Origin of the sequence: Enterococcus sp. FDAARGOS_375, assembly GCF_002393265.1 — a bacterium.
GTDB lineage: Bacteria > Bacillota > Bacilli > Lactobacillales > Enterococcaceae > Enterococcus_D > Enterococcus_D innesii.
In genome coordinates this window covers 2,886,806-2,912,177 of record NZ_CP023515.1, presented here as the reverse complement: position 1 = coordinate 2,912,177, position 25,372 = coordinate 2,886,806, and the positions used below count along the sequence as shown (strand labels likewise).

Here is a 25,372-nt window from a genome sequence, read left to right as displayed (position 1 = left end):
CGTTCATTTTCTAAAATAAGTTTTTCTATGCGCCTTGTGACAGAAGGCGCATTCTTTGTTGTCTTTTTGAGAAACGTTTATACTTAAAAGAGAACGAATGACAACAGAGAAAGCGAGTGAAGAAAATGACAAAAATCAATGCTGGTACAGCAATGATCAAGGTTTTTGAAGCGTGGGGCATCGACCATATCTATGGAATCCCCGGTGGATCTTTCAACTCAACGATGGATGCTTTGTACCATGAACGGCAATCGGTCAAATATTTTCAAGTACGTCATGAAGAAGCGGGTGCGCTGGCAGCAGCGGCTGATGCTAAGCTAACGGGAAAAGTCGGTGCGGTTTTTGGTTCTGCTGGTCCCGGTGCCACCCACTTGATCAATGGCTTATATGATGCTCAAATGGATAACGTGCCCGTCGTTGCCTTGTTAGGACAAGTAGCTTCGAGCTCGATGAACTACAATGATTTTCAAGAAATGAATGAAAATCCGATGTTCGCAGATGTCAGTATCTACAATCGCACGGTCATGTCCCCTGAAAGTTTGCCCCACGTGGTGGACGAAGCCATTAAAGCCGCCTACAAATTTAAAGGAGTCGCTGTGGTAACGATCCCGGTCGATTACGGGTTTGCAGAAATCGACGAACAGGAGATTGCAACCGCAAAAAATCATAAGACAGGTGTTCTCCAGCCGGATGAAGACGATTTACAGGCTGCCCTTCCTTATTTTGAACAAGCAAAAAAACCTGTCCTATATATCGGACAAGGTCTCTTTGGTCATTTTGATGCCATCGATGCTTTTTCTAAGCACTTCTCAATGCCTATCGCAGCTTCTGTCTTAGCCAAAGGCATCGTGCCTGATCTTTATGAAAACTTTCTTGGATTTGCCGGCCGGGTTGCGACAAAACCTGCCAATGAAGCTTTAGCAGAAGCTGATCTCATCGTTTTTGTCGGCAGTGACTTCCCTTTCGGACGCCGCTTTTTCAATCCTGATGCCAACTTTGTCCAAGTTGATATCGACGCCTCGAAATTTGGTCGTCGACATCAGACAGATGTCTCTGTTTTAGGAGATGGTGCAACCGCTCTTAGAAAATGGACAGAGATGGCTGCCCCTCGTCCTGCAGATGCTTGGATAAAAGCCAATCAAGAAAACGCTCGGAATTGGCATGCATGGCGTCATAGTTTTGACCATGATTCGCAAGAACCATTGCGTCCCGAACCTGTCTATCGAGAAATCAACCGTATCGCAGCTCCTGATGCCCTGTTTGTCACAGATGTCGGTAATGTGACCATCCACAGTATCCGTCATTTAGAAATGACAGGTGAACAGCGTTTCACAACGTCTGGCTGGTTTGCGACGATGGGCAATGGCGTACCTGGTGGGATCGCCGCTCAATTGAGCTACCCGGATCGTCAAGTATTCACCTTTAGTGGGGATGGCGGTTTCGCGATGCAAATGCAAGACATCATTACTCAAGTAAAATACAATTTGCCGATCATCAATGTGGTCTTTTCCAATGACTCATTTGGCTTCATTGAAGCGGAACAAGAAGATACCGAGCAAACCAAGTTCGGTGTGCAACTAGCCGGTGCTGATTTTGGTAAAGTTGGGGAAGCATTAGGTGCGAAAGGCTTTACGGTAACGAAGGAAGAAGAATTAGCGTCCGTCTTCACACAAGCAAAAGAAAGCCACGGACCAGTCGTGATCGATGTCAAGATCGCCAACGAACGACCTCTTCCCGTCGAAGAACTGAAACTGGATCCTAAGCGCTTCAGTGCTGAAGAAATCGCAGCGTTTAAAGCAAAATACCAAGTCCATGATTTGCCAGCTTTGAGTGAGTTGTACGTGGATTCTGAAGAATAAAAAAAAGAGAGAAAGACAGCAACCCTGTCCTTCTCTCTTTTTTAATCGATCATTTCGTATTAATAATCTATCGCCCTACTTATTATAAATTTTCGGGCCTTTACGCATGTTTTTCCGATCGTTTTTTGGGGATTCCATCTTTTTTGAACGGCCGCCGCCTTGTTTTTTCTTGATTAGTTCTAACATTTTTTCTTTTTGATCCATCGATTCCACCTCTATTTCTTAGCAATACGATCTGTCGGTTGAAAAGAAGTGTCCCTGACTTCTTTTATGTTTGCGAACAACTACTTTATTTCAATTGGGTTAGAGAACAAAATCTGCCTCTTGATGTGTCTACAATCAGCAGTTGCTTTTGACCTTTTTACTACCCTGATTTAATCTACTTTGATTTTCATTGTTTGTCAATGGTTGTTGAAAAAATCATGTGTATTTGAGGCTTCTCCTATCATAACAAACCCACCATTATTATATTATTTAATCAAATTATATAATTATATGAAATATTTTTCTTATTTATTGGTATAATTATAATAGAATACCTATTCTATTCTTTTGCTTCCCTCGATCTTCTTCCAACTTTCTCCTAGCTTTCGTCGTACTCACAATCACACTATATGAAAGGAGGTGGATATGTGCTGCACACTTATGCACCTGAGCAAATTTATTTGTATGTTTTGATTGGCTGTGCCATTTTGGCTTTTTTGCTGCTTCTGTTTGGCGATATCTTCGATTTCGATGGTCCAGTAGATCCAATGTTGATCATCCCCTGGTTTGCCTTTACAAGCCTCTTCGGTTACTTAGGAGAAACTTTTCTGCCTGGCTATTCGCTCCTGCTTTTCGTCATTAGTGGCTGTCTTTCGACAGGGCTCGTTTTTCTCTTAAATTTTTACGTGCTGATTCCCATGCGGAATGCCGAAGCAACACTTTCGAGTTCTGAGAAAGACTTTGAAGGTCGCATCGCAACGGTGCTGACGCCAATTCCTTGTGAAGGAATGGGCGAAATTCAACTTACAAGTGTCACTGGTTCAAGTAATCGACCAGCTACGGCTTTTCAACCAATCGATGAGCCATTAGCAGCAGGATCGAGGGTTTTGATTATTGAAGTCAAAGAACGCATTTGCTACGTCGTTCCTTACACAGAAAAATTTTTGAATCACTAAACAAAATCACAAAAGAGGTGTATCTATGGATATTATATTATCACCAATTGTCTTTCCGATTGCGATCGTGGCATTTATTTTGCTAATGCTTTTGATCGTCTTTGTCACGAAATATCAAACAGCCAAGCCCGATGAAGCGTTGATCATCAGCGGAAGTTATCTTGGTAGCAAAAATGTACACGCCGATGAAAGCAACAACAAAATCAAAATCGTGCGTGGTGGCGGAGCCTTTGTTTTGCCAGTGTTTCAACGATCGAATCGAATCAGTTTGCTCTCCAGCAAGCTGGATGTCTCCACACCGGAAGTCTACACAGAACAAGGGGTTCCCGTGATGTGTGACGGAACTTCCATTATTAAGATTGGCTCATCTGTGGAAGAAATCGCAACAGCAGCAGAACAGTTTCTCGGAAAAACCCGGGAAGAATTGGAGAATGAAGCGCGAGAAGTCCTAGAAGGTCATCTGCGTTCGATCCTTGGTTCCATGACTGTAGAAGAAATCTATCAAAATCGTGACAAGTTCAGTCAAAGTGTGCAAGAAGTTGCCTCTGTCGATTTAGCAAAAATGGGCTTGATCATTGTCTCCTTTACGATCAAAGAAGTCCGCGATAAAAACGGCTATTTGGATTCTCTTGGAAAACCTAGAATCGCCCAAGTCAAACGGGATGCTGAAATTGCGGAAGCTGAAGCACTGAAAGAAACCCGCATCAAAAAAGCCCAATCGGAACAAGAATCGCAAACAGCGGAATCAAAACGCATGACGGAAATTGCTGAAGCGTTGAAGGAAAAAGAATTGAAACTGGCGCTTTATAAGAAAGAACAAGACATCGCCAAAGCCGATGCCGATCAAGCCTATCATCTACAAAGTGCCATCATGAAACAAAAAGTCCGAGAACAAGAGATTGAAGTCGAAGTCGTTGAACGACAAAAACAAATCGAATTGGAAGAAAAAGAAATCTTACGTCGTGAGAAGCAATTTGATTCTGAGATCAAGAAAAAAGCTGATGCGGATCGTTATGCGCTTGAGCAAGAAGCATTAGCGAAAAAAGCGTCTGCGTTAGCAACCACTGAAGCCGAGCAATTCCGAACAGAGTCCCTGGCAAAAGCCGAAGCCGATAAAATCCGTTTGATTGGTTTGGCAGAAGCCGAGACCACTTTGGCGAAAGGAACGGCAGAAGCCGAAACGAAAGAAAAAATCGCCGAAGCCTTCAAGAAATATGATGAAGCAGCGATCCTTAGCATGATCGTTGAGATCATGCCGCAATTAGTCAAAGAAGCTGCCGCACCATTAGGCAATATCGATAAAATTTCAGTCGTTGATACAGGATCAGGTGAAGGCGGCGGTGCCAATCGTGTCACCAATTACGCCACCAATCTCTTGTCGACCACACAAGAAACATTGAAAGAAACCCTCGGTCTTGATGTGAAATCGTTGATCGAAAACTTCGCCGGTTCCAATACGAGCGAGCCACCTCAAGAATAAGAAAACTGCTGTTAGTCTTCATCGCTTCAAAAGCGACAAGGCGAACAGCAGTTTTTTTCTTACTCATTGCTATTATGCTTACTCAGTAACCTCTTTGACATATTTTGCAGGTACACCAGCCACGATCGTGCGCTCAGCGACATCTTTGGTCACCACTGCCCCAGCAGCAATAACCGCATGGTCACCGATGGTCACACCGGCAACGATCGTTGTATTTGAACCAATCCAGACATTCTTCCCAATCGTAATGGGTGCTGGATAAAGCGTGCTACGATCTTCAGGGTGAAGTCCATGATTCAAGGTAGCTAGAACAACGTTATGCCCAATTAGGGTACCATCACCGATCGTGATCCCTCCTTGGTCTTGAAAATGACACCCCGCATTGATAAAGACATCTTTGCCAATGCTGATATTCTTGCCATAATCAGTATAAAAGGGTGGAAACAGCGAAAATGTCGGCTCAACTGGTTTTCCTGTCAATTGGGCAAAAAGTTCTTGTAACTCATCAGACTCATGGTAGACTGTATTGATTTTCATGGTCAGTTTTCTCGCCTCAGCACTCAACGCCACCATTTGTTTTGAAGCTTGCGAACCGCCAAGTAAGGGTTCGCCACTTGCCATGTGTTTGTTTAATTGATCAATCGTCATGTGTTTTACTCCTATTCATTCGTTATTCACGAGGATTTCTTAACGAAAAAATAACCTCTACGTCTTCCGCTCCCAGTGCTTCGTTTAGCCCCACCGGATCTTCAATGACACCGATACGATTATAGCCACCATAAGAATTGGTGAAGGTCTGATAAAACAGCACCAACGTATGACTATTCCAGCTCATGATTTCTCCTTCGTGAATGATCTCCGGCCGTTCTGTAGTCATTTCTGCCAAATTCTCAGAAAAACGATAATATTTCTCGTTGTTGTTCAAGTCACTCATTGTCAACGTGAAGGGCATTTGATTCATTAGGTGTTCAGACGCCTCATTTTCATAAAACTTCGCTATAAAATCCTGTTGTCCAACCGTAATGACGACAGCTGTTGCTGATTCAATAATCGGTTGATCATGATCCTGACTTGCCTCAGAGGAAGTTTCGCTGGCAGACAGCGCATGCCTTTCCTCTATTCCACTTGACCCACAGGCACTTAGTAGGAGCAGCAAGACAGCAGGGATGAGTTTTATCAGCATGGCTTCGCTCCTTTCTGCTGATGATTCGATGTAGAAACGAGCAACTGAATGCGTAGTTTCAAAAAAACACGACTGCTCAGCAGAAGAAAGACGAGCGAACAGTCGTGAAGACCGTTGTGACTATTTAGTTCAAATGTTCTTGGAAGAATTCGGTCATTTGGTCAAAAGGAATCACATCTGTTTGGTCATATAGATCAACATGCGAAGCATTAGGAATGACCGTCAGCTCTTTGTTATCGCCTTGTAATTGCTCAAAGGCGTCTTGACTGAAGTAAAGTGAGTGGGCTTCTTCTCCATGAAGCAATAAAACGGCGCTTTGGATCTCATCGATATACGACAAGAGCGGCATATTTAAGAACGACAGCGATGATGTCACGTTCCAACCGTCATTGGAATTTAACGAACGTTCATGATAGCCTCGTTCTGTTTTGTAATAATCAAAGTAATCCTGCATAAAGACAGGCGCATCTTCTGGCAGTATATCTGGTACCCCACCTGCTCGTTCGTAGCTGTCATTGGCAAAATCGACTGTCCGCTGGGCGTTCAGCTGCTGGCGCAATTCATGGCGTCCTTCAGCTCCCATTTCATCAAAATACCCTTGAGCATTGACTCTCGACATATCATACATAGTGGCCGAAACCGTCGCTTTCACACGGGTATCGATGGCTGCGGCATTCAATGCTAGACCTCCCCAACCACAAATTCCGATCAAACCAATTCTTTCTTCATCTACATTTTCTTGGACTGATAGAAAATCGACTGCTGCTTGGAAGTCTTCTGTATTAATGTCTGGGGAAGCCACATAGCGTGGTTCGCCACTGCTTTCACCTGTATAGGACGGATCAAAAGCGATCGTAACAAAACCACGCTCTGCCATCATTTGAGCATATAGACCAGATGCCTGCTCTTTGACTGCTCCAAAAGGTCCGCTAACGGCGATTGCTGGAAGTGGTCCTTGTGCATCAATTGGTTCATAAAGATCAGCAACTAAAGTGATGCCGTAGCGATTCTGGAAAGTTACTTTTCGGTGATTCACCGTATCACTTTCCGGGAAGACTTTATCCCATTCATCTGTAAATGATACATTTTCTGTCATCGTTTCTCCTCCTGAACTGCCTTGTGTTGCTTCGTTTGCCTCCTCGTTATTGCTGCTGCAAGCACCTAAAACCAGCGGTACCAGCAAAACTAAAGACACAAGGGCCTTCTTTTGCCATTTTTTCATTCCATTCGCCTTCTTTCTCGGTCAACTATCCTGTACCTTAGGGCGATCCTCCAATTTTCCTCAACTGATCAAGGTGTGGATTATCACTTTTTCTTGATTGATTGAGCTATTTTTGGATAAACCTATTGTACTTGCCGCATCTTTCTATGTAAAATACTAATATCAAATACCTAACTATTCATATATAGCATAGAAAAAGGAGTATAGACTTATGGAATTAAAAAATTTAACCACCTTTCTAGCAGTTGCAGAAAAAGAAACGATTTCAGCTGCCGCAAAACATCTACATCTCTCTCAACCATCCCTGTCACGACAGTTAATGGACTTAGAAAAAGAATTGGGCGTGACGTTGTTCACCCGAGGCAATCGCAAAATCACGCTAACAGAAGACGGACTGTTGTTTCGTAAACGGGCGGAAGAAATCGTAGAATTATTAGAAAAGACCCGCTCAGAATTCTTGTCGCCTCGAGATACGATCGCCGGCAATGTATCGATCGGAGCTGGAGAAACTTATGTGATTCAGTTGCTGGGAACGATCATCAAAGAAATCCAAGCTGAATACCCTAACATCAAATTTCATTTATTTAGTGGCAATGCTGACGAAGTCAAAGAACGATTGGATAAAGGATTGTTGGATTTTGGCGTCGTAATCAGCCCCGTCAACGTCAAAAAGTACCATTCCTTGCGCTTGCCTGCCAAAGATACTTGGGGCGTGTTGATTCGAAAAGACAGTCCGCTAGCTGTCAAAGAAGTCATTACTCCAAAAGATCTCTGGGACGTTCCCCTAATTACTTCTCGACAAAGTCTGATCAGCAGTGAACTTTCTAAATGGTTGAAAAAAGACCTTAAAAAATTGACGGTCGTCGCCACATATAACCTTGTTTACAATGCATCAAAGCTGGTAGAAGAAGGTGTCGGCTACGGCTTGACCCTGGATAAATTAGTCAACTTCGCCCCTGACAGTCCTTTATGTTTTAGAAAATTGAGTCCTACATTGGAATCAAACCTTGATGTCATCTGGAAAAACACCCAAGTTTTTTCAAAGGCTTCTGGACTTTTCTTGGAGCGGATGAAGGAAGCATTTGAAGAGATATGAAAAATAAAAACTGTTTCTTTTTTCATAGAAAGAAACAGTTTTTATTTAATGGCAATATTTTAGAGAGCCAACCACCTACTTATTATTTCACTTTGTATAGTAAATATTCTTGTCAAAAAGAGGACTTTGGGAGAGAATCTCTCATTTGCAAGTTCCTTCGACTTCAAACATTCATTTTTGTGTAAAATATTTCTCAGACGATTTCTTTCGGTAAAATTGGCATCCAGATTTCCCAGTTTGAGATTCTTTCTTGCGTATCTCCAGGAAAAACTTCAAGATTGGGCAGATCTTCATTTCGCCGATAGTGACTGGTTGGAAACCATTCCGTTAAGATTCTTGTATAGGCTTTGTCCCTAGTTTCATCAATACAGCCATCAATTTCGAATACCGCCCATGATGAAGCAGGTATGGTTTTTATCGATAGGGTTTCTTTCAAGGAAAACTCATTCTTATATTCTGCTCCAATTATGATGCTTAGATCATTTTTAATAGGATGGAAATCATACGCTGCGACTTGCCAATAGGGCGCTTGAAAGTTTTGAACCATCTGCTCATAGTAGCTTTCATAAAACTCATACCATACAGTAGGCATACCTGCTGTAACTTCATCAGAAATCACACCTGATAAGCCTATAATCTCAAATTTTTCTTTCTCTTCAATTCTAAACGCCATGTCGCTCACTCCTTTTATACTAAGTAAGAAATGAATGGGTGGATAAGTCTTTACCGATACATTCGAGGTTCGTACAGATGTCGGGGTTGTACCGTGGAGTTCTTTAAACGCTCTCGAAAACGCAGCTGGTGATTCGTAACAGTATTTCAATGCAATATCAATCATCTTCGTATCACTCTTTTGAATATCAAAAACTGCTTGCGACAATCTTCTGCGTCGAATGTATTCTGAAATAGATATTTCAGTCATGAATGAAAAGATACGAGAAAATTCATAGACAGAACATCCTAAAATAGTTGCTAAGGTTTGCAAATCGATAGGTTCTGTTAGATTTTTCTCAATATATTCAATCACTTCATTCATTCCTTTTAACCAATCCATCCAATCATCTCCTTCTGAATACTATTATAAAGAAATGAACAGTATATGCTTTGCATTTCTTGCTAAATATAAGACAGTCCGAAACAACTGCTCCTTTCTAATAAATTTCACTTTCATTAATAATAAAGGAACTACTTGTCTACATAACATATTAACTATCAGTCTCGTTTCATCTTTATTTTATACATAATTATCGATGAGCAGCCAAACAAGATTGTCAGCCCAATCCCCCAAAAAAATGCCATTTGTATTGTTCTTGTTGGCAAATCCTCGCTCAGTAGCAGTGATCGAAGGCTATCTAGAATAGGAGTCATCGGTTGGTTTTCAGCAAATATCCTTAGAAGAGGAGGCATCGTATCGGTCGGGACAAAAGCAGAACTTAAAAAAGGTAACGCACTAATCAGCAACATTAAGTCAGAAGAACTCTCAGGTGTTTTCGCCAAAATACCATTTAAAGTAGCTAGCCACATGATCATCTTAATATACAAAATCATTAACAAGATGATAATCATCCAATCCTTAAAATTTGCTGTTGGTCTAAATCCTAACAAAATAGCCGTACCCATTGTTATCGTTACCGTGAATACGTTTTGTAAAATCGAAGATGTGACGTGAGCAAGAAGAATTGACGCATTTGAAATCGGCAACGTTCGAAATCGATCAATGATCCCATTTGTCATATCGTTACTTAAACGAACTGAAACAGATGGCGCGAATTGACCAATCGTTACTAAAATAATTCCAGGAACGATATAATCAATAAAGTTCCCCTCTCCTACATTCATCGCTCCGCCAAACGCATAGACAAAGACAACCAACATTGAAGCTGGCATGACAAGTGCTAGAGCAAAAGTTCCAGGCGTTCGAAAGGAAAGTTTTAGGTTTCGTATAGCTAATGTTTTCGTATCTCTATACAGTGACTGATTAGAATTTTTCACACTCATACCGATTCCTCCTGTTTTTCTCCAATTAAGGCGAAAAAAGCGTCTTCTATTGTTGGTTGCTTGGGTGTAAAAGCTTCCAAAATAATACTCTCTTTATTGAGCTGATGTAAAACCTCTTCGAGTTGTTGCAGAGTTCCATCCGTCTGAACTTCTATTCCATGTTCATAACTACATTTCCGAAGTGGATAATTCTTCAATAACTCCATAACCTTTTTTTCATCTGCTTCATTCCTTACTTGAAGGTTTATGATTCCCTGTGGTAAAACCTGTTTCAGCGTTGCCGGTGTTCCCTTTGCAAGAATTACGCCATCATGCAATCTCGCTATTTGATCTGCCAAAATCTCCGCTTCATGCAAATATTGGGTCGTCAGAAAAACTGTGGTTCCTTGAGCGGCCATTTCTCGAATGATTCTCCACATCTCAAGCCGGTTTTGGGGATCTAATCCAGTTGTCGGTTCATCTAAGAAAACAACCGATGCTTGGCCCATCAAACTCATCGCAATATCCAATCTACGTCGCATTCCACCAGAATAAGTGGCAACTAATCGATCCGCGGCGTCTTGCAATGAAAACAGCTCCAACAAAGCGGCAGCTTCTGTTTTTTTATGGGGTAAGTTTCGCAATTCTCCAATCAAATACAAATTTTCGCGACCCGACAATAACTCATCCACTGTAGTGTATTGTCCCGTCAACGTAATATGTCGCCTCACTTCATTGGGTTGTTTTACGACATCATACTGGTTGATCATTACACAACCACTATCCATGGTTTTAAGCGTCGAAAGGATGTTCACAATGGTCGTTTTTCCGGCACCATTTGAGCCTAGAAGCGCAAAAATGCTCCCGCTTTCAACGGTAAATGAGACCCCTTTTAACACTTGCTGCCTCTGAAAGGTCTTTTTTAAGTCTTTCACCACAACAGCTGGAAGTCGATTATTTTTCATCATATTTCACCTCTTTCTACTTGTTCCTGATTGTTGCTTAAGTAGAAATCTAGAGCCTTCTCGATAAACGACTGTTTCGCTTTCCACTTTTTGTCGCCGTATTTAGTAGCGATATCCGCAAACTCATTGAGTAAATGCGTATTATCACCAACGATCTGCATCACTACTTGCCAAAAACGTTGAGCAAATCGTTGTCCTTGCGTGCTGTCAGGAGCAACACCGGCAAGATGCAATTGTTCCGCTTCTTCCAGTAGAAGGTTTTGTTCTTGAACCAATTCGCCAATCTCTGCTTCATATAAGTTCGCAACTTGTGTCGTTACTTTTTCAGAAAAATGTTTTCTCGTCCAATACAACTCACTGTTTGATTGCAACAACATGATAATGTCTGCATAGGCAGCCCAGTCTACTTTTTCCATCGTTGTTACTTCCTGAGCAAATGCTTCCAATGCTTCTAAACTATCTGTTAAAGAACTGATTTTATCTCTCAACTGCTTTATTTGCTTGACAAGAATACTGGACACCTCTTCTGGATTACTCATCGTTGGCAATACTTGTTTGATTTGTTCCAGAGAGAATCCTAAATATTTTAACGATTGAATTTGGTGCAACTTCACGAAGTCTTTGTCTGTATAAAGTCGTCGGCCCCCTTCACTCACTGAGGAAGGGGGCAAGATTCCTCGCTTGTCATAATATTGAATTGTTCGCACCGTTACGTCCATTTTTTTCGCCAATTGACCTACAGTCATATAGCCATGAGGAATCCCATTGCTTTTTTCATCCATTTTTGTTTTTGCTCCTCTCATTTGCATTACGCTCTTCTTGTGTTCAGTATAGCTCATGACCTAACGTTATGAACAAGCTATCTTATCAGCATTTTTTCTTCTCTATGCAAATCTCATCAACTAGTAAAAACGGAAATGTCTGTTCCAGCTTTTAACCCTAAAAAAGACGTCTCCTTTTAAAAGAAACGTCTTTCAAATATACGTATGGATATCCTTTATGCTTGTTCATTAAATCATCTATCTGGAAGTAGCAACCGAATGCTCAAGCGACTATTTTCATAATTAGCCATAATAGTTCCATTCATCTCTTCAATAAGTGATCGTGATATGGCCAAACCCAAGCCAGTTGATTTCCTAGTAGTATCTACTGTATAAAAACGATGAAACAGTTGCGCCACTTGAACCTGATCTAGCTCCTTCGCTGTATTGCAAAAAACGATTTCACCTTCTTCAGACAAAGTTATTTCCAAATCCCCATCACTATACTTAATAACATTACTTAATAAGTTTGAAAACACCCGCAACAGCGCAACAGGATCCAGGGTTCGTATTACATCTTGTTTCGGCATTTGAATGTTAGGTATGATCTTTTGTTCCTGCAGTGCGAGATAAAATGCAGAAAGACTCTCTTCTAAAACACTTTTAACATTAACTGGTTGTGATTCTATCGCTTGGTCTTTTGTGATGACGGTTGAATAATCAAATAACTCTTCGGTCAATTGTGTCAAGATTTCAGCACGGTTTTTCACAATGCCAATGTATCGTTGAGCTTCCTTTGTTGTTTCTATGGTTTCAAGTAATTCAAGATAACCCAACATGGCTGTCAAAGGGGTTCGTAAATCATGAGAGATATTGATAATCGCTTGTTGTATTTCTGAATTACCTTGTTGAAACCGATGGCGTTCTGCTCGCAATTTGCGCAGTTCAGCGTTCAGAACATTCGCTAATTCACACATTGAAGGATCATTGCTTGAAAGATCAATCAGTGTATTTGTATCCATATGCACTCTGTCTTGACAAGCTTCTTTAATTTCTAGAGCAGCTTTTTTCAGTAAACATAGTTTTAAGATCAAACCAACGATGATCCCTCCTAAAATGATTCCAGCCAGATAGAGCCAAATCTCCATGGTATCTCCTTATTTTAAGTCTTTTTTATAAAAAAGTGGCATGCCGATTCCGATAGTGATGAGTAGCAAGCTACCTGAATAGACTGGTAATCTTTCTATTTCTTCCAATTCAATGACACCGACACTGGCAAATTGAAGCATTTGTCCACCAGGCGTTGTCTGAAGGATCAATTCATGGACCTTGCGTCGTGTTCCTTCTACATATTCGGGATTTGGGGTATCTACTTCGTAAAATGGAGACCCGTTCCAAGAAGTATAAGCTGGGATCATTTCTGGTTCAGTAAGTTTGTTCAGTGAGTACATCGCAAAAAGCAGTAGAAATACCACAGTCAGAATACTGGTAAGAGATACAATGGATTTATTTTGTATCAGCATCCCTATCAAAGTATATATTCCAGCCATGGATAGCAAGAGCATGTATACGCCAAAAGCAAGTAGCAATAAATTTCCGAGTGTCAAAACAAATCTTCCTTCAAGAAAAAAACCAATGCCCAAATGGATTAAAAAGAAGACGGTTGAATACACAATGGCCACAATCGAAGCCGCCGTCAAATTGGCAAGATAGATGGTATTCCTAGTGTGACCGGCAATCACTTTATTGCGGATCGTTCCCTCACTATATTCGGTACCAAAATACAAACTAGAAAAAATAGCCAAAGCCAAGGAGCCAAAAATAGCACCCGTAAAAAATGTATTATCGAGTATATAGTCGATTTGATACATTTCTGCGTTATAATAACGGTGATAAGCCAAAAAATAGGCCATCAACACCATAAATACAAGTCCACCCCAAAAGGATTTACTTGTGCGAATACGTAAAAGATTGGCAGTTATCAATCTATTCATTGGTTTCACCTCCAACAAGACTCATATAATAGCTTTCAAGGCTTTCCTCTTGCTCATGAAGAGAAAGCATTTCACAATCGACCTTTGCTAATTGTAGAGATAAACGAGAAATATTAAGCTTAGCGAAAACATCAACGATGGTATCTGAAATTATTCGATATTCTACCCCTAGCTCATCGAGTACGAAAGTAGCAGCTTTCATATCATTCACTTCTATCCGCGTATATTTGCCACAGATCTCATCCAATTCTTCCTTACTTATTTCTTTGACTAACTGCCCTTTGTCAATAAAACCGTAATGAGTTGCAAATTTCGAAAGCTCACCTAAGATATGACTGGATATCAATACAGTAATCTGATATTCACGCTTTAATTTTAAAATCAGCTCACGTATTTCAATGATTCCTTGGGGGTCCAAACCATTAGTAGGTTCATCCAGAATCAAAAAGTCAGGATCTCCAACCAAACTAATCGCAATTCCTAATCTTTGGCGCATACCTAGGGAAAAGTTTTTTGCCTTTTTCTTCCCTGTATCGCTTAGACCTACCATGGTCAAGATACTTTCAAGCCCATGATAAGAAGGTAAACCTAAAATCTTGTATTGTTGTTTTAAATTCTCTTTTGCCGTCATCTCAAGATAAATGGAGGGAGTTTCCACCACTGCTCCAAGTCTTCTGCGAGCTTTTACAATCTCCTTGTCTGTGCTGTTTGCACCATAGAGAATATACTCGCCATAAGTAGGTTGCTGCAATCCGCAAATGATTCTCAGCAATGTGGTTTTTCCGGCACCATTCTTACCAACAAACCCATAAATTGCTCCTTTTGGTACCTTTAAAGATAAATTTTCCAACGCTTTGAAAGAATGATAATTTTTTCCAACCCCCATTGTTTTTAGAACATATTCCATTGAAACGTCCTCCTTGTTGATTTTAGTTACACCAACATTCTACAAAGCACTTGTAAAGAAAATAGTTAAGATAACAGTAAAGATAATGTTAAGATTCTTCTTGTCTCATTTTAAAGCCAATGCCCCAAACCGATTCTATATAATCCTTATCACTAATTACGCGCAATTTTTTCCTTAGATTACTGACATGAACTTTCAATGAGCTTTCTGTACAATCATATGTCTCCTGATTAATTCGTTCAATCAATTGCGACTTCGTTATCACTTGTGTGGGGTTTTGCACCAAAAGACGTAAAATGCTAGCCTCAGTCTTTGTTAGGCTTATTTGTTGGTCAGCTATCTTCACAATCTGTAAATCCATATTCAACTCGATATCACTAGCATAAAAAAGGCTGTTTTCATTTCTCGAATATTGGGGATTTCGAAGTTGAACCGCTATGCGAGCAAGTAATTCTTTCGAATGAAAGGGCTTGACTATATAATCACATGCTCCTTTCAGCAACAAATCTACTTTGTTGTCGATGTCCACTTTTGCACTAACTATGATCACGGGAATCCCTTTAATCAGTGGAAGCACCTCTTCTCCAGATAAACCCGGTAACATTAAGTCAAGCAAAATAAGATCTGGTGTGTATGAGGATAAAAGCATGACTGCCTCTGTGCCCGAATAGGCTTGCGAAACTTGATATCCCTCTTTACTTAAAAGTTCTTTTAACATATTACTAATATGCAGATCATCATCAATAATCACTATTTTTTTCATTTGAACCTCCACAAAACTTCGTGTATCTCGACAGAACTGAGAAGTGAACCGATCTCGCTTTCTAAATCTAACTCAGCTATATTCTACGATAACATATACTTTTCATTTATTTATTATGCAGTTTTAGTTTTTCTTTCACTTCAATATTGAAAAGGTCAATCACAAAGTTTATCCCCTCATTCTTATTAATACGCAAAAAAAACACATTATAGAAGAAAAATCACTATATATTGATAATAAATGTTCATCATATTGAAAATATTACGCGAAGAAAGAAATTTTATCTACCAATAAATTAAAAATATCTCAAAAAGCATAATCGAGTTTATGTTGTACAAAATCAAAAAAAATACCGTAAGAAAAGCTAACGCTTTTTTTACGGCAATACTTCATTCATGCTACCAAGAGTAACCTCTACAGCAACGATCAGTAAAACCTTACCTTACTTTCTTCGTTATCTCCGAATCCCTTTAGATAAATGATTTTCTGAAGTTGACTAAAACATAAATATCATTCAAAGAACTATCACTAGCTACATCAAAAATTACAGAGAAAAACTTCATTTTTGTGCCATTGGTCGGCGCCTTATAAATGGCTTCTTTTGTCTCTTCACTGATTGGTAAAGACAATAACTGTGTTCGGACTTTCTCGCTAAAGTGAAAGGAAACTTTGAAGAACCCTTCCCACAACGAGAGCCAAAAAATCGGTTTCACTTTATTCGTTCCACAAGTCGTTGTCCATTTGTATTCGCCTTTGGACAACCACGCTTTTCCATCTTGGTAATAGCGCCAATCCATAAGAGAGATACCCTCGTTTTTAATAGTTTCGATAAAACGTTGATAAATGGCATATTCCTCTCCCAGTGATTCAGCAATCAGCTGCTCTGTTGGTTTCACGTTTTTGTCTCGAAACAATTGCTCTTTGCCTTCCATCCGTTCACTCAACTCCTTTGCGCTTCGTTTTTTAAGGTTTTCGCTACGTTACAATTTGATTTTGTTGATATCATCAGTGATGATCCAATCATCCATATTTTTTTCACGATTGTACTGAAATGGTGTTATTTCTTCTAATTCAGCGATTTCATAGACCGCTAGATATTTTTTTCCTGCCCAACGATCGACTTGTTTTTTCGATAAATTCAACTCTTTTTCATAGCGTTTTACAAAATCTATGGATTCTTCTTTCGTCATCTTTTCAGATTCAATCACGTTGGCGAGGATGCCCCGATGAGTGATGGTCAAATCGCCGCCGGTCTCCACAAAATAAACAAGATCGTTGATTTTTGCTCTTCCTCCTAATGGTGATTTTCTTCCGGCTGCCCCCCGAATGATCATTGTTTTGTCACCTTGAATCAGTTTCTCAAGCTCTTTGGCTTCCTTATTTAAATAGACCAAATGTTCTGCCCGACCGGCTTTTCCTTGATACCATTCTGCTGTTTTTGTCATAAAAAGTTCCTCTTTTCATATGAATTGTTTTTTGCGCTGTTTATTCCATGGTGGCTAAGTTATTTGAACGTTTTTTCAATCGTATATAGGTGAGAGCGGCAACTGTTTAAATTGATGAACGAATAAAACTTTTGTGCAAAGGCATTTGGCGTGCCGCATCGGGCAAATGCTTCCGCATCTTCTTTCGTTTCGAACTTGGTGATGTCCGCCCAAATTTCTCCATCTACGAATAATTCAAAAGAAAGATACCCTCTTTGTTTGGAAATATATTCACGGTTTAATTGTTCAACGACTCGAACAAATTCTGCTGTTGAAACACCCTTTTTTAATTTGTATGAGTTATGAAAAGCAACCTGTGCCATCGTGTTCCCCTCCTTTCTGATTCCCTCAAGAAATAGAGCGCTTAAAAAACGAATAGTTGTCGATTCAATCTTCAAATGACTTTTTAACCTCCTGTTGTATTTCCACTTGTAATCTCTAGACAGTTGGAACGAAAAGTCCGTTCAACTGGAGAGCCTTCGATACGGACACGATCACCCAACAACTTCCCCCAATAGCTTGTCGTGGGGAACCATCAAACATTTCTCCATTGCTTTCCAATAACTTTCATACAACCTTTTTTGAGCTTTACCATAGTTTTCTTCGGTATCAAACTCCCAATAGTGGGCATATTTCACACATTTTATGACTCTTGTCAATGGATCAGGCAGGCGCCCTTCCTTGATGGTGCTCATTTCTTTAATGTAGTGGGTTCGTTTCATTAATCGAAAGAACATAGCTCCCTCCATGACCTTCATTGCCTCTGTTGCTTCTTGCATGATTGCTTCAAAGGTATCGACTTCACTTGGTTTCACTTGATAGATACTGATTTCTGAAAACACTCCTACCGCTCCTTTCGCTTGTGATTTTCTTCTCAATTATAGTATACCAAGTTTACGACGGTGATTGTTTGGTCATTTTGTTCATTTCTTATTTATCTTCCGTTTATTATTCATTTAGCCACCTATATGTGGTACCAAATTGCTAGATTATAAATTCATAAAACGAGTAGCCAAGTTTTCTCAATAGGTCTCTGCTTGTCGCGATCAAGAAAGGATTCTTAAAGCTGTTACCTACAAAAAAGCAGTCGGCTTATGACAGCGGACTGCTTTTACTTATTGCTCGTTATTGAAATAGAAATGGTTTAAGATCTGTCTCGATAAAGTCGATTCGATCAAAGACAGTTGGCTTAAAATAAGCCGTAATGGCGATAACAATCTCTGATTTGGGATCGATGTAAAGGACATTTCCACTATTGCCGATGGCGGCATAGGTGCTTTTCTCAGTATCCAAAATCCACCACAAATATCCATAACTCATGTTTTGAAATTTCTCTATGTTTGTCTCTAGCGGATTGACCATTTCAGTGAGCCATTGTGAGGAAATCACTTGTTTTCCTTGATGGATGCCATGGTTCAAGCATAGCTCACCAATTTTGGCTAAATCTTTTGCTGAAAGACAAAGCCCGTAACCTGCAGTGCCAATATTTAAAGGATCGCAAAACCAAACTGGTTTTTTTGGTGCCTTGTCCATCGTAAAGTGCTTATGCTCTTCTGCCGTTTCCGCATAATAGCTGGTCATTTCGGCTACGCCAAGAGGTCGAAATAAATAATGGTTCGCATAATCAACAGTCGTCATTCCAGAAGCTTTCGCTAACAAACCAGTGAGAATCTGCAGACAAACGGTTTGATAATTGAATTCATTTGTCACTCCTTTTCTTCCTCCCAATAAATCAAGCGAGGCGCTGGTCCAGTCATCACTCGAGCAAACCTTTGTCCATGGATCACCTTTGCATTTATACGGGGCTCGCATCGTTAATAGGTGTTTGATGGTAATGTCGTAAATCGTTTTTTCGCCCCGTTTTACTTGATAGTCTGGAAAATAATCAAGTACTTTGTCATTGACACTCCTGATGAAGCCTTGATCGATCGCTATCCCGACTAGTAGAGAAACGATACTTTTCGTAGCGGACATAAGGTGGCAAGTGTCCTCTGGCTTATACTCATGCCATTCATCCGAGTAAATTTCCTTTCCATTTTGGTAGGCAGAAATTTGGCAAATATTAGGCTGGTTTTTACTGATACATGCATGCAGTTCTTGTCTATTCATTTGTAAGCCTCCTTCAAAGATAAGCATAAGGCCATTAAAAATGGTTTTCAATGTTATTTTTAAAATTGTTTTTAACGAATCTTTTAAAAGACTGTTAGCTTTGAATAAGCAAAAAAAGGCCCTCAATGACAGAGGCGCCTTACTTAAAACTTTCGATTATCGATTTTTGATTTCTATCCAGTTTTTTTGAGAGGATCGTTATCAGCAATTCTTCTAATGCGGAAATAGTGGCGATGATCCCCAAAATCAAGATAACAATTTTTTCATGGAACATGATGAGCAACAACGGGAAAATACATAAAAGAAATCCGACTGCTTTGTTGAGCCATGTATGCAGACTGCTAAAAGACCGATATTTTACATAGCCAATCAGATAACTGACGAAACGGATGATAGCGATCACCAAGATCCAAACCATGATTGCTTGGGTTTCCAGAAGCCGTGGTAGTAAAGAAAGAAAAACGGCGAGAAAAAAGCTGACATCTGCGAAACTGTCTAGTAAGGCACCGACCTCACTGGTGAGCTTCATCCTTCTTGCAAGTAGCCCATCGACGAGGTCACTTAAAAAACAATAAGAATAAAGCAGCCAAAACCAGCCAGACATTGGCTGAAGGAATAGTAAAAATGGTGCGAGAATTAGGCGAGAAGTGGTAAGAATATTGGGTAATTGCTTCATTTGTTTCCCCCAGAGATACATTTTCTGAATACCTAAGATTGTTGCAAATTTTTTAAAGAAGCTCAGAAACGATTAAATGTTCTTTCTTCTAATCATTTCGGCGATGCCCCCTATGAATGTTTCACAGCTTGTCCCTAATGCTCCTGCAAAAATCTTATCCGTTCTGTACTATCTGGCATCTGATTCCAAACCTTTATCCATCGTCCTTCTCGGTAAACCTCGTATTCTTCAAAACGACAAGGAAGCCCTTTTGCATGAGCGATATCACTGGTGTCCATCACTTGAAAATGGAGATGAGGCGAAGTCGAATTTCCTGAATGGCCGACGTTTCCGATCACCATCCCTTTGGTGATGTTTTGTCCTACGGAAACAGTGACAGATCCTTTTTGCAGATGGACAAATGCCATATAAACGCCCTCAGAAGCTTTTATCACAATGTAGTTGCCAGCTATTTGTTGATAATCATCTTTGTGTTCATTATAAAACAAACCATTTTTTACAGCGATCGAAGAGTCTCTGATCCAGTGAACGATTTTCCGTTCCCGATAGCCATCTCTTGCAACAATTACTTCGCCATCACAAGGTGCATAGATTTTTTCGCCCCAACAATAACAGCTCTCCAGCGGAACCCCTAAGAAGAAATAGCGCAGAAAGCTTCGATTATGAAAAGCCTTGGTTTTCCCCTCAAAGTTAACTTGTAAAAAATCAAAGGCATAACGCAACCCCATTCGATCGGTACCATGGCTAGGAATCTTCTCGGCTGGTGTAGTCGGCGCAAGCCACTCACCTCTTAAGGGGAATCCAATGGTTATCTTCTGCTCTTTCATAAGGCTTTCTCCTTTTTGGATCACATGATCCCTTTTATTTGGAAATGACTATCATCCGCACGGCACTCTGCACCTGCGCTTTACTCCTTTTCACTATAGGTCACCTAAGGCTTTTTTTCAACTCTAAAAAAGTGGGCTAACGGGCGTATTATCAAAAAAAACACCTCAATCATGTAGCAATTCCAAAATGTTAGACCAAAAATTCTAACTTTTGAGCGTCGCTTCACGAATGGGTGTTCTTACATTTTATTTTTGTAGCTCCTGTCGGTGACGGCTAATCCATCCAGCTATCATCTGACAAAATAGCGTTTGTCCATCTTCTACTGTTTGCGCTCCACCAATCGATAGTAGACCCTTGCGGTGATGAAATACACCAGCAGATAAATCATTGTAAACAATAGGACAGAAATAATCGATACCGTAATCAATAAGTTGCGATCTGTTAGACCAAAAAGAAGCAACAACTTCTGAATCATCGGAAAAGCAAACGCTAAATGGATGATCGCAGCAGCCAAAGGAAACGAGAAGATCATCAAGACTTGCTGCTGGATCACTTGTTTGACTTCCTTATGGCTTAACCCAACTTTTTGCAAGATCTCGAAACGTTCTTTGTCCTCCATTCCTTCGGAGACTTGTTTATAATAAATGATCAACGCGGCAGCTAAAATAAAGATCACACCAAAAATCAAGCCTAAGAAGAAAAAACCACCAGTAAAGGTTTTTGTCTCATCTTCAAAAAGATCTTTTGACTGAACGCTCGCATGAGCATCTGCTGCCAGAAGTTCGCTGCGAATCTCTTTTGCGATGATTTCACGATCGCTTGCTTCTGCTGTTTGAAAATTGAAGACTGTTGTTGTTACTGGTTGCTGGTAAAGCTGGAAATCTTCGTTTTGATACCAAGAGCTTAGCTTTTCGGAAAGCCACTGATCATCCGCCACGAGAACAAGATGCTGAACGGGGTTTTCTGTTTTCGTGAATGTTGGCAGTTCTTTCAATTCCCGCAAGCGAAATTGACGATCATCGATTGTGGCCTTTTCTGGTAATGCTTGTTGGGTCCAGGTTGCGGGAAAAACGAATAATTCATCTTCAGCAGGTCCTGTTTTCCCGGTGATTTCATGGTATTCAGAACTGGTAAGAAAAATAAGATACACAACTTTATCTAAGCTACCGCTATTTTCTTCAAAAGTGGTTGAGGGAACAAAATTTGGTTCCTCAAAGGTAAAAAGCAACGGTCTTGTTGTAGTGACTTGTTGGCGCTCTTTGATCGTTAGCTTCTCTTCAAGTCCATCAATCGCTGTGTTGATTTGCTGGGAATCAGCTGCTGATTCAATTTGAACATCGTACGGATAACGGGTTTCGATCACATTCTTTTGTCCAAAATAAAGACTGGCGGTCGTAGCAACGGTCACTAACACCATCGTTGATAAGATACAGATACTCGCTAAACCAGCCGCATTTTGTTTCATCCGATACAACATGGTAGAGACATTGATAAAATGGTTCGTTTGATAATAATAGGTCGTTCGTTTTCTTAAAAACTGCAATGCTTTGATACTGCCAGAAATAAACAACAGATAGGTGGCTAAAATCACGAGGATAACTGCGACAAAGAAGAGGCCTAAGGCACTGATGGGCGACTTGATTGTCACAGAAATCGTATATCCTGCCACTAAACAAAGGACACCCAAAAGTGCTAAAATGCCTTTCGCACGAGGCTCTTTTTCATTACGTTTGCTTCCCTGTAGCAGTTGAAGTGGGTTGGTTTTGCGTACTTGCAACAGGTCAAATAAAAATAAACACCCAAAGATGAATATAAAATACAGGATCACCAAGCCAATACTCTCAAATGACAGTTTGAAGACAAAGAACTCGCCTACGGCTAATATTTTCTTCAAAATCAAAAATCCTAATCGTGCAAACAATAAGCCACTGATCAATCCGGCGGCAAGGCTAATGAGAAAACTGTAAAAGAGTTCCCAAAAAACCACGAAGGCTATCTCGCGTTTTCCTAGTCCTAAAACATTGTAGAGACCAAATTCTTTTTTTCGCTGCTTGATCAAAAAGTTATTGGTGTAAAAGGAAAAGATCGCCGCAAAAATCATGAGGATGATATTTCCTAAACGAAACATGAAGATGGCGCTTTGACTACTAGGAAGTTCTCTCATTCCCGGATTGTTTACGATGATTTGCGTCATCATCAAAACAGCCACCAAGAAACTCATGGATAATAAAAAGGTTGTGTAAGCTTTGGCATTTTTACGCAAATTGGAGAAGGCGATTTTTTGAAAGAACATCGTTACTCCTCCTTTGCAAAGACAGCAGTCATTGTTTCGGCGATTGCTTCTAGAAAAGCGGTATTGCTGCGATCCCCTCGATACAGCTGGTGAAACACATACCCGTCTTTGATAAACAAGACGCGTTGTGCGCGACTGGCTGCGATCGAACTGTGAGTGACCATCACGATCGTCTGTCCATTTTGATTGATCTGTTGAAATAATGTCAGCAGTTGATCAGAGGTTTTCGAATCCAGCGCTCCGGTTGGCTCATCTGCTAAAAGCAGTTCTGGTTTTGTGATGATCGCTCGTGCGACGGCGACCCGTTGCTTTTGTCCGCCAGACAATTCATACGGATAGTGCTGCAATAAATCGGCGATCCCTAAAGTTTGTACGATGGGCTGAAGCTGCTTTTCCATTTGTTTGACGGAAACTTTCGATAAAACTAATGGCAATAAAATATTGTCCTTTACCGAAAAGGTGTCCAACAAATTAAAGTCTTGAAAAACAAAGCCTAAGTGATCCCGTCGAAAACTCGCTGCGTCTTTTTCTTTGATCGTGGTCAAATCGATGCCATCCAGCTGCATTTCACCCGCTGTCGGTTGGTCTAACGTTGCCATCAAGTTCAGCAGCGTACTCTTTCCCGAACCTGATTCCCCCATGATAGCGACATATTCCCCCTCTTCTACCATAAAGGTAATATTTTTCAACGCTTCAACGGGTTGTCCGTTCAGCTGACTTTGATAGATTTTTTTTACTTGTTGAATGTTTAAAAGTGTCATCTTGTTCCCTCCTTCCTTTTTAGAATAAGCTGACTGGCAGAAAAAAGCGACTTACAATAAAAACCGCAAACTTACAGTGTTGAAAGTTTGCGGCTATCGGTTATTTGTGGTGGGAAAATGAAGCGTGACGATGGTTCCCTGTCCTACTTCAGAATCAATCGCTAAACGGCAGCCGATTTTTTCAGCCGCTTGTTGACTCATATATAAGCCTAGCCCGCTCGCTCGTTGCTGAAAGCGACCATTTTGTCCCGTATATCCTTTCTCAAAAACCCTTGGCAAGTCTTCCTTACGAATACCAATGCCGCTATCTTGAATCACCAAGGCATTGTCTTTAGTGAAAACAGTGATGCCACCGGTTTCGGTATACTTCAAGCTGTTGAAAAGAACCTGTTCAAAAATAAAAACGAGCCACTTTCGATCAGATGTCACCGTCAAATCCACCGCCATGTCCAGTTGCAGATTCTTTTTCGAGAAAAACAAGGCATACTTTTTGATCGTTTGACGAACGAGGGGCGCTAAAGCAATCGACTCAAAGACAAAATCTTCATTCGCTAAATTTTGTCGTAAATAATTCAACATCATTTGCAAGTAATCATTCACCTTAAATAATTCCGCTTTGACCTCCGTCGGTGACAACGAATCGCTTTGGACCAAAAGATCCAGCGCAGCTAGAGGCGTTTTGATTTGATGAAGCCACAAGCCGAAATCTTCATAAATTTCTTCATTTTTTAACGCTGCCTTGTAATCAGAAGTGGTTTTTTCTCTTGCCAATTGTTTAAGAAGGGCTTGGTATTCGTCTTCTAAGCGATTTCGAGTGGCAGGCAAGAACGCCAACGCCGCTTCCGTCATACGTTCTTTTCTTAATAAATGCTGCAGCTGCTTTCTTTTTTGTGCGTAACGAAAATAATGAAAAAGGGAAAGTCCCCCTAAGATCACCCCTGAAAAGACCACATAGTCAATGAAGGGCTCCAACGAAAGGCTGTGGAGAAAGAATAGCCCAAATAGGCCCGCACTAAACAGCAGGTAAACGAGATAAAACTTTCCATAAAGGACGAAATATTCTTTCACGTTAGTCATAGGCCTGTTCCTTTTCGATCAAATACCCTTTATTCTTTACCGTCTGGATCAAATCGGATAGTTCGATCTGGCTTAATTTTTTTCGCAAGCGGGTCATATTGACCGCTAATGTGTTATTATCGATGAATTCTTCACTATTCCAGAGCATTTCAATGATGGTCTCTTTGGCTACGATCTTCCCTCGATGCTGCAAAAGCAAGGAAAGAATCCGAGCTTCATTTGGAGACAGCGGCAACTGTTCCCCCTGTTTTTTTAATACATTTTCTGTGGGATAAAAGGTTACTTGCCCTATCTCAAAGGTCAGCGCTTGTTGGTGGCTATACTGATAGCTGCGCCGCAGCAATGCTTGGATTTTTGCCAAAACGAAGGCTAAATCAAAGGGTTTTGTTAAATAATCATCTGCTCCCATGTTCATCGCCATGATCTGATTCATCTGTTGATCCATCGACGAAAGGAAAATGATCGGCACTTCTGACGTCTTGCGAATTTCTTGGCACCAATGATACCCGTTGTAATAAGGCAGTGAAATATCTAAAAGAACGAGATCCGGTTTGTTCTCATGAAACTCTTGCAAGATGCTAGCAAAATTCTTCGCCGAAACACATTCGTACCCCCATTGCTGCAAATATTCTGCTAAAACAGAGACGATCGTTGCATCATCTTCAACAAGATATATTTTTTGCATGTCTTTCTCTCCTCTGTTGTTTAATCAACTGCTTCTTTACAGACAGTGTACCAGAAAAGAAAAAGAAACGTCTAGATGCGGGGGAACATTCC

Annotated in this window: 27 protein-coding genes; 4 read left to right on the top strand and 23 right to left on the bottom strand. The window is 40.5% G+C overall.

The features are described from left to right. The first annotated feature begins 125 nt into the window (after window positions 1-125). Window positions 126-1,859 (top strand): pyruvate oxidase, encoded by a 1,734-nt coding sequence (gene spxB / locus CO692_RS15190; protein WP_096742610.1) that lies wholly within the window; start codon window positions 126-128, stop codon window positions 1,857-1,859. A 75-nt stretch (window positions 1,860-1,934) separates the two neighbouring features. On the opposite strand, the gene CO692_RS18065 is transcribed toward spxB, so the two are convergent. Beyond that, window positions 1,935-2,063: a hypothetical protein gene (locus tag CO692_RS18065; RefSeq protein WP_005236316.1), complete on the bottom strand. Its 129-nt coding sequence runs from the start codon at window positions 2,061-2,063 to the stop codon at window positions 1,935-1,937. A gap of 410 nt (window positions 2,064-2,473) precedes the next feature. On the opposite strand from CO692_RS18065, the gene CO692_RS15185 reads away from it, so the two are divergent. Together CO692_RS15185 and CO692_RS15180 are read left to right on the top strand one after the other, a co-directional pair. Next, complete coding sequence (locus tag CO692_RS15185) at window positions 2,474-3,019, top strand: NfeD family protein (protein WP_086292481.1); 546 nt, start codon at window positions 2,474-2,476, stop codon at window positions 3,017-3,019. 25 nt (window positions 3,020-3,044) lie between these two features. Further along, window positions 3,045-4,499: a flotillin family protein gene (locus tag CO692_RS15180; RefSeq protein ID WP_096742609.1), complete on the top strand. Its 1,455-nt coding sequence runs from the start codon at window positions 3,045-3,047 to the stop codon at window positions 4,497-4,499. 78 nt (window positions 4,500-4,577) lie between these two features. On the opposite strand, the gene CO692_RS15175 is transcribed toward CO692_RS15180, so the two are convergent. The 3 genes from CO692_RS15175 to CO692_RS15165 all read right to left on the bottom strand — a co-directional run bounded on the left by CO692_RS15175 (window position 4,578) and on the right by CO692_RS15165 (window position 6,904). Beyond that, window positions 4,578-5,147, bottom strand: a complete 570-nt coding sequence (locus CO692_RS15175) for a sugar O-acetyltransferase (RefSeq protein WP_096742608.1) — start codon at window positions 5,145-5,147, stop codon at window positions 4,578-4,580. 22 nt (window positions 5,148-5,169) lie between these two features. Continuing rightward, window positions 5,170-5,682: a cyclophilin-like fold protein gene (locus CO692_RS15170; protein WP_096742607.1), complete on the bottom strand. Its 513-nt coding sequence runs from the start codon at window positions 5,680-5,682 to the stop codon at window positions 5,170-5,172. Window positions 5,683-5,806: 124 nt separating this feature from the next. Continuing rightward, the gene (locus CO692_RS15165) at window positions 5,807-6,904 is read right to left on the bottom strand and encodes an alpha/beta hydrolase (RefSeq protein ID WP_096742606.1); all 1,098 of its coding nucleotides are present in this window, start codon (window positions 6,902-6,904) and stop codon (window positions 5,807-5,809) included. 211 nt (window positions 6,905-7,115) lie between these two features. On the opposite strand from CO692_RS15165, the gene CO692_RS15160 reads away from it, so the two are divergent. After that, a complete protein-coding gene (locus tag CO692_RS15160) occupies window positions 7,116-8,000 on the top strand; it encodes a LysR family transcriptional regulator (protein WP_096742605.1) in 885 nt (294 codons plus the stop codon). A gap of 193 nt (window positions 8,001-8,193) precedes the next feature. Here the strand turns inward: CO692_RS15160 and CO692_RS15155 are convergent, their stop codons facing one another. The 19 genes from CO692_RS15155 to CO692_RS15065 form a co-directional block, all read right to left on the bottom strand. After that, window positions 8,194-9,054, bottom strand: a complete 861-nt coding sequence (locus tag CO692_RS15155; RefSeq protein ID WP_077453758.1) for an AraC family transcriptional regulator — start codon at window positions 9,052-9,054, stop codon at window positions 8,194-8,196. Window positions 9,055-9,212: 158 nt separating this feature from the next. Next, on the bottom strand, window positions 9,213-9,998 hold the full coding sequence (locus CO692_RS15150) for an ABC transporter permease (RefSeq protein WP_096742604.1): 786 nt from the start codon (window positions 9,996-9,998) through the stop codon (window positions 9,213-9,215). Further along, window positions 9,995-10,942 (bottom strand): ATP-binding cassette domain-containing protein, encoded by a 948-nt coding sequence (locus CO692_RS15145; RefSeq protein ID WP_222422865.1) that lies wholly within the window; start codon window positions 10,940-10,942, stop codon window positions 9,995-9,997. Before CO692_RS15145 ends, CO692_RS15150 begins: the two co-directional genes overlap by 4 nt. Beyond that, entirely contained in the window at window positions 10,942-11,724 is a 783-nt protein-coding gene (locus CO692_RS15140) for a MerR family transcriptional regulator (RefSeq protein WP_186366379.1), read from the bottom strand. Before CO692_RS15140 ends, CO692_RS15145 begins: the two co-directional genes overlap by 1 nt. 233 nt (window positions 11,725-11,957) lie before the next feature. After that, complete coding sequence (locus CO692_RS15135; protein ID WP_096742601.1) at window positions 11,958-12,851, bottom strand: sensor histidine kinase; 894 nt, start codon at window positions 12,849-12,851, stop codon at window positions 11,958-11,960. A gap of 9 nt (window positions 12,852-12,860) precedes the next feature. Next, window positions 12,861-13,697, bottom strand: a complete 837-nt coding sequence (locus CO692_RS15130) for an ABC transporter permease subunit (RefSeq protein ID WP_081118940.1) — start codon at window positions 13,695-13,697, stop codon at window positions 12,861-12,863. After that, the gene (locus CO692_RS15125; protein WP_096742600.1) at window positions 13,690-14,604 is read right to left on the bottom strand and encodes an ATP-binding cassette domain-containing protein; all 915 of its coding nucleotides are present in this window, start codon (window positions 14,602-14,604) and stop codon (window positions 13,690-13,692) included. Before CO692_RS15125 ends, CO692_RS15130 begins: the two co-directional genes overlap by 8 nt. 88 nt (window positions 14,605-14,692) lie before the next feature. Beyond that, a complete protein-coding gene (locus tag CO692_RS15120; protein WP_081118938.1) occupies window positions 14,693-15,367 on the bottom strand; it encodes a response regulator transcription factor in 675 nt (224 codons plus the stop codon). Window positions 15,368-15,837: 470 nt separating this feature from the next. Then, a complete protein-coding gene (locus CO692_RS15115) occupies window positions 15,838-16,299 on the bottom strand; it encodes a DUF3788 family protein (RefSeq protein WP_096742599.1) in 462 nt (153 codons plus the stop codon). 48 nt (window positions 16,300-16,347) lie between these two features. Further along, window positions 16,348-16,812: a hypothetical protein gene (locus CO692_RS15110; protein WP_096742598.1), complete on the bottom strand. Its 465-nt coding sequence runs from the start codon at window positions 16,810-16,812 to the stop codon at window positions 16,348-16,350. Between the two features lie 59 nt (window positions 16,813-16,871). After that, entirely contained in the window at window positions 16,872-17,174 is a 303-nt protein-coding gene (locus CO692_RS15105) for an antibiotic biosynthesis monooxygenase family protein (RefSeq protein ID WP_081118934.1), read from the bottom strand. A gap of 171 nt (window positions 17,175-17,345) precedes the next feature. Beyond that, window positions 17,346-17,693, bottom strand: a complete 348-nt coding sequence (locus CO692_RS15100; RefSeq protein WP_186366380.1) for a hypothetical protein — start codon at window positions 17,691-17,693, stop codon at window positions 17,346-17,348. 283 nt (window positions 17,694-17,976) lie between these two features. Further along, a complete protein-coding gene (locus tag CO692_RS15095) occupies window positions 17,977-18,960 on the bottom strand; it encodes a serine hydrolase domain-containing protein (protein ID WP_086292502.1) in 984 nt (327 codons plus the stop codon). A 139-nt stretch (window positions 18,961-19,099) separates the two neighbouring features. Continuing rightward, window positions 19,100-19,636, bottom strand: coding sequence for a CDP-alcohol phosphatidyltransferase family protein (locus tag CO692_RS15090; protein WP_096742596.1), 537 nt, complete (start codon window positions 19,634-19,636; stop codon window positions 19,100-19,102). A gap of 134 nt (window positions 19,637-19,770) precedes the next feature. Further along, window positions 19,771-20,463, bottom strand: a complete 693-nt coding sequence (locus CO692_RS15085; protein ID WP_096742595.1) for a M23 family metallopeptidase — start codon at window positions 20,461-20,463, stop codon at window positions 19,771-19,773. A 320-nt stretch (window positions 20,464-20,783) separates the two neighbouring features. Continuing rightward, window positions 20,784-22,757 carry an ABC transporter permease gene (locus CO692_RS15080; RefSeq protein ID WP_096742594.1) on the bottom strand — a complete coding sequence of 658 codons (1,974 nt, stop codon included), beginning with the start codon at window positions 22,755-22,757 and terminating at the stop codon, window positions 20,784-20,786. Between the two features lie 2 nt (window positions 22,758-22,759). After that, entirely contained in the window at window positions 22,760-23,518 is a 759-nt protein-coding gene (locus CO692_RS15075) for an ABC transporter ATP-binding protein (protein WP_096742593.1), read from the bottom strand. 93 nt (window positions 23,519-23,611) lie between these two features. Then, window positions 23,612-24,595: a sensor histidine kinase gene (locus tag CO692_RS15070; protein WP_096742592.1), complete on the bottom strand. Its 984-nt coding sequence runs from the start codon at window positions 24,593-24,595 to the stop codon at window positions 23,612-23,614. Beyond that, window positions 24,588-25,280, bottom strand: a complete 693-nt coding sequence (locus tag CO692_RS15065) for a response regulator transcription factor (RefSeq protein WP_077453775.1) — start codon at window positions 25,278-25,280, stop codon at window positions 24,588-24,590. The genes CO692_RS15070 and CO692_RS15065 overlap by 8 nt, the downstream gene beginning before the upstream one ends. Window positions 25,281-25,372: the final 92 nt, after the last annotated feature.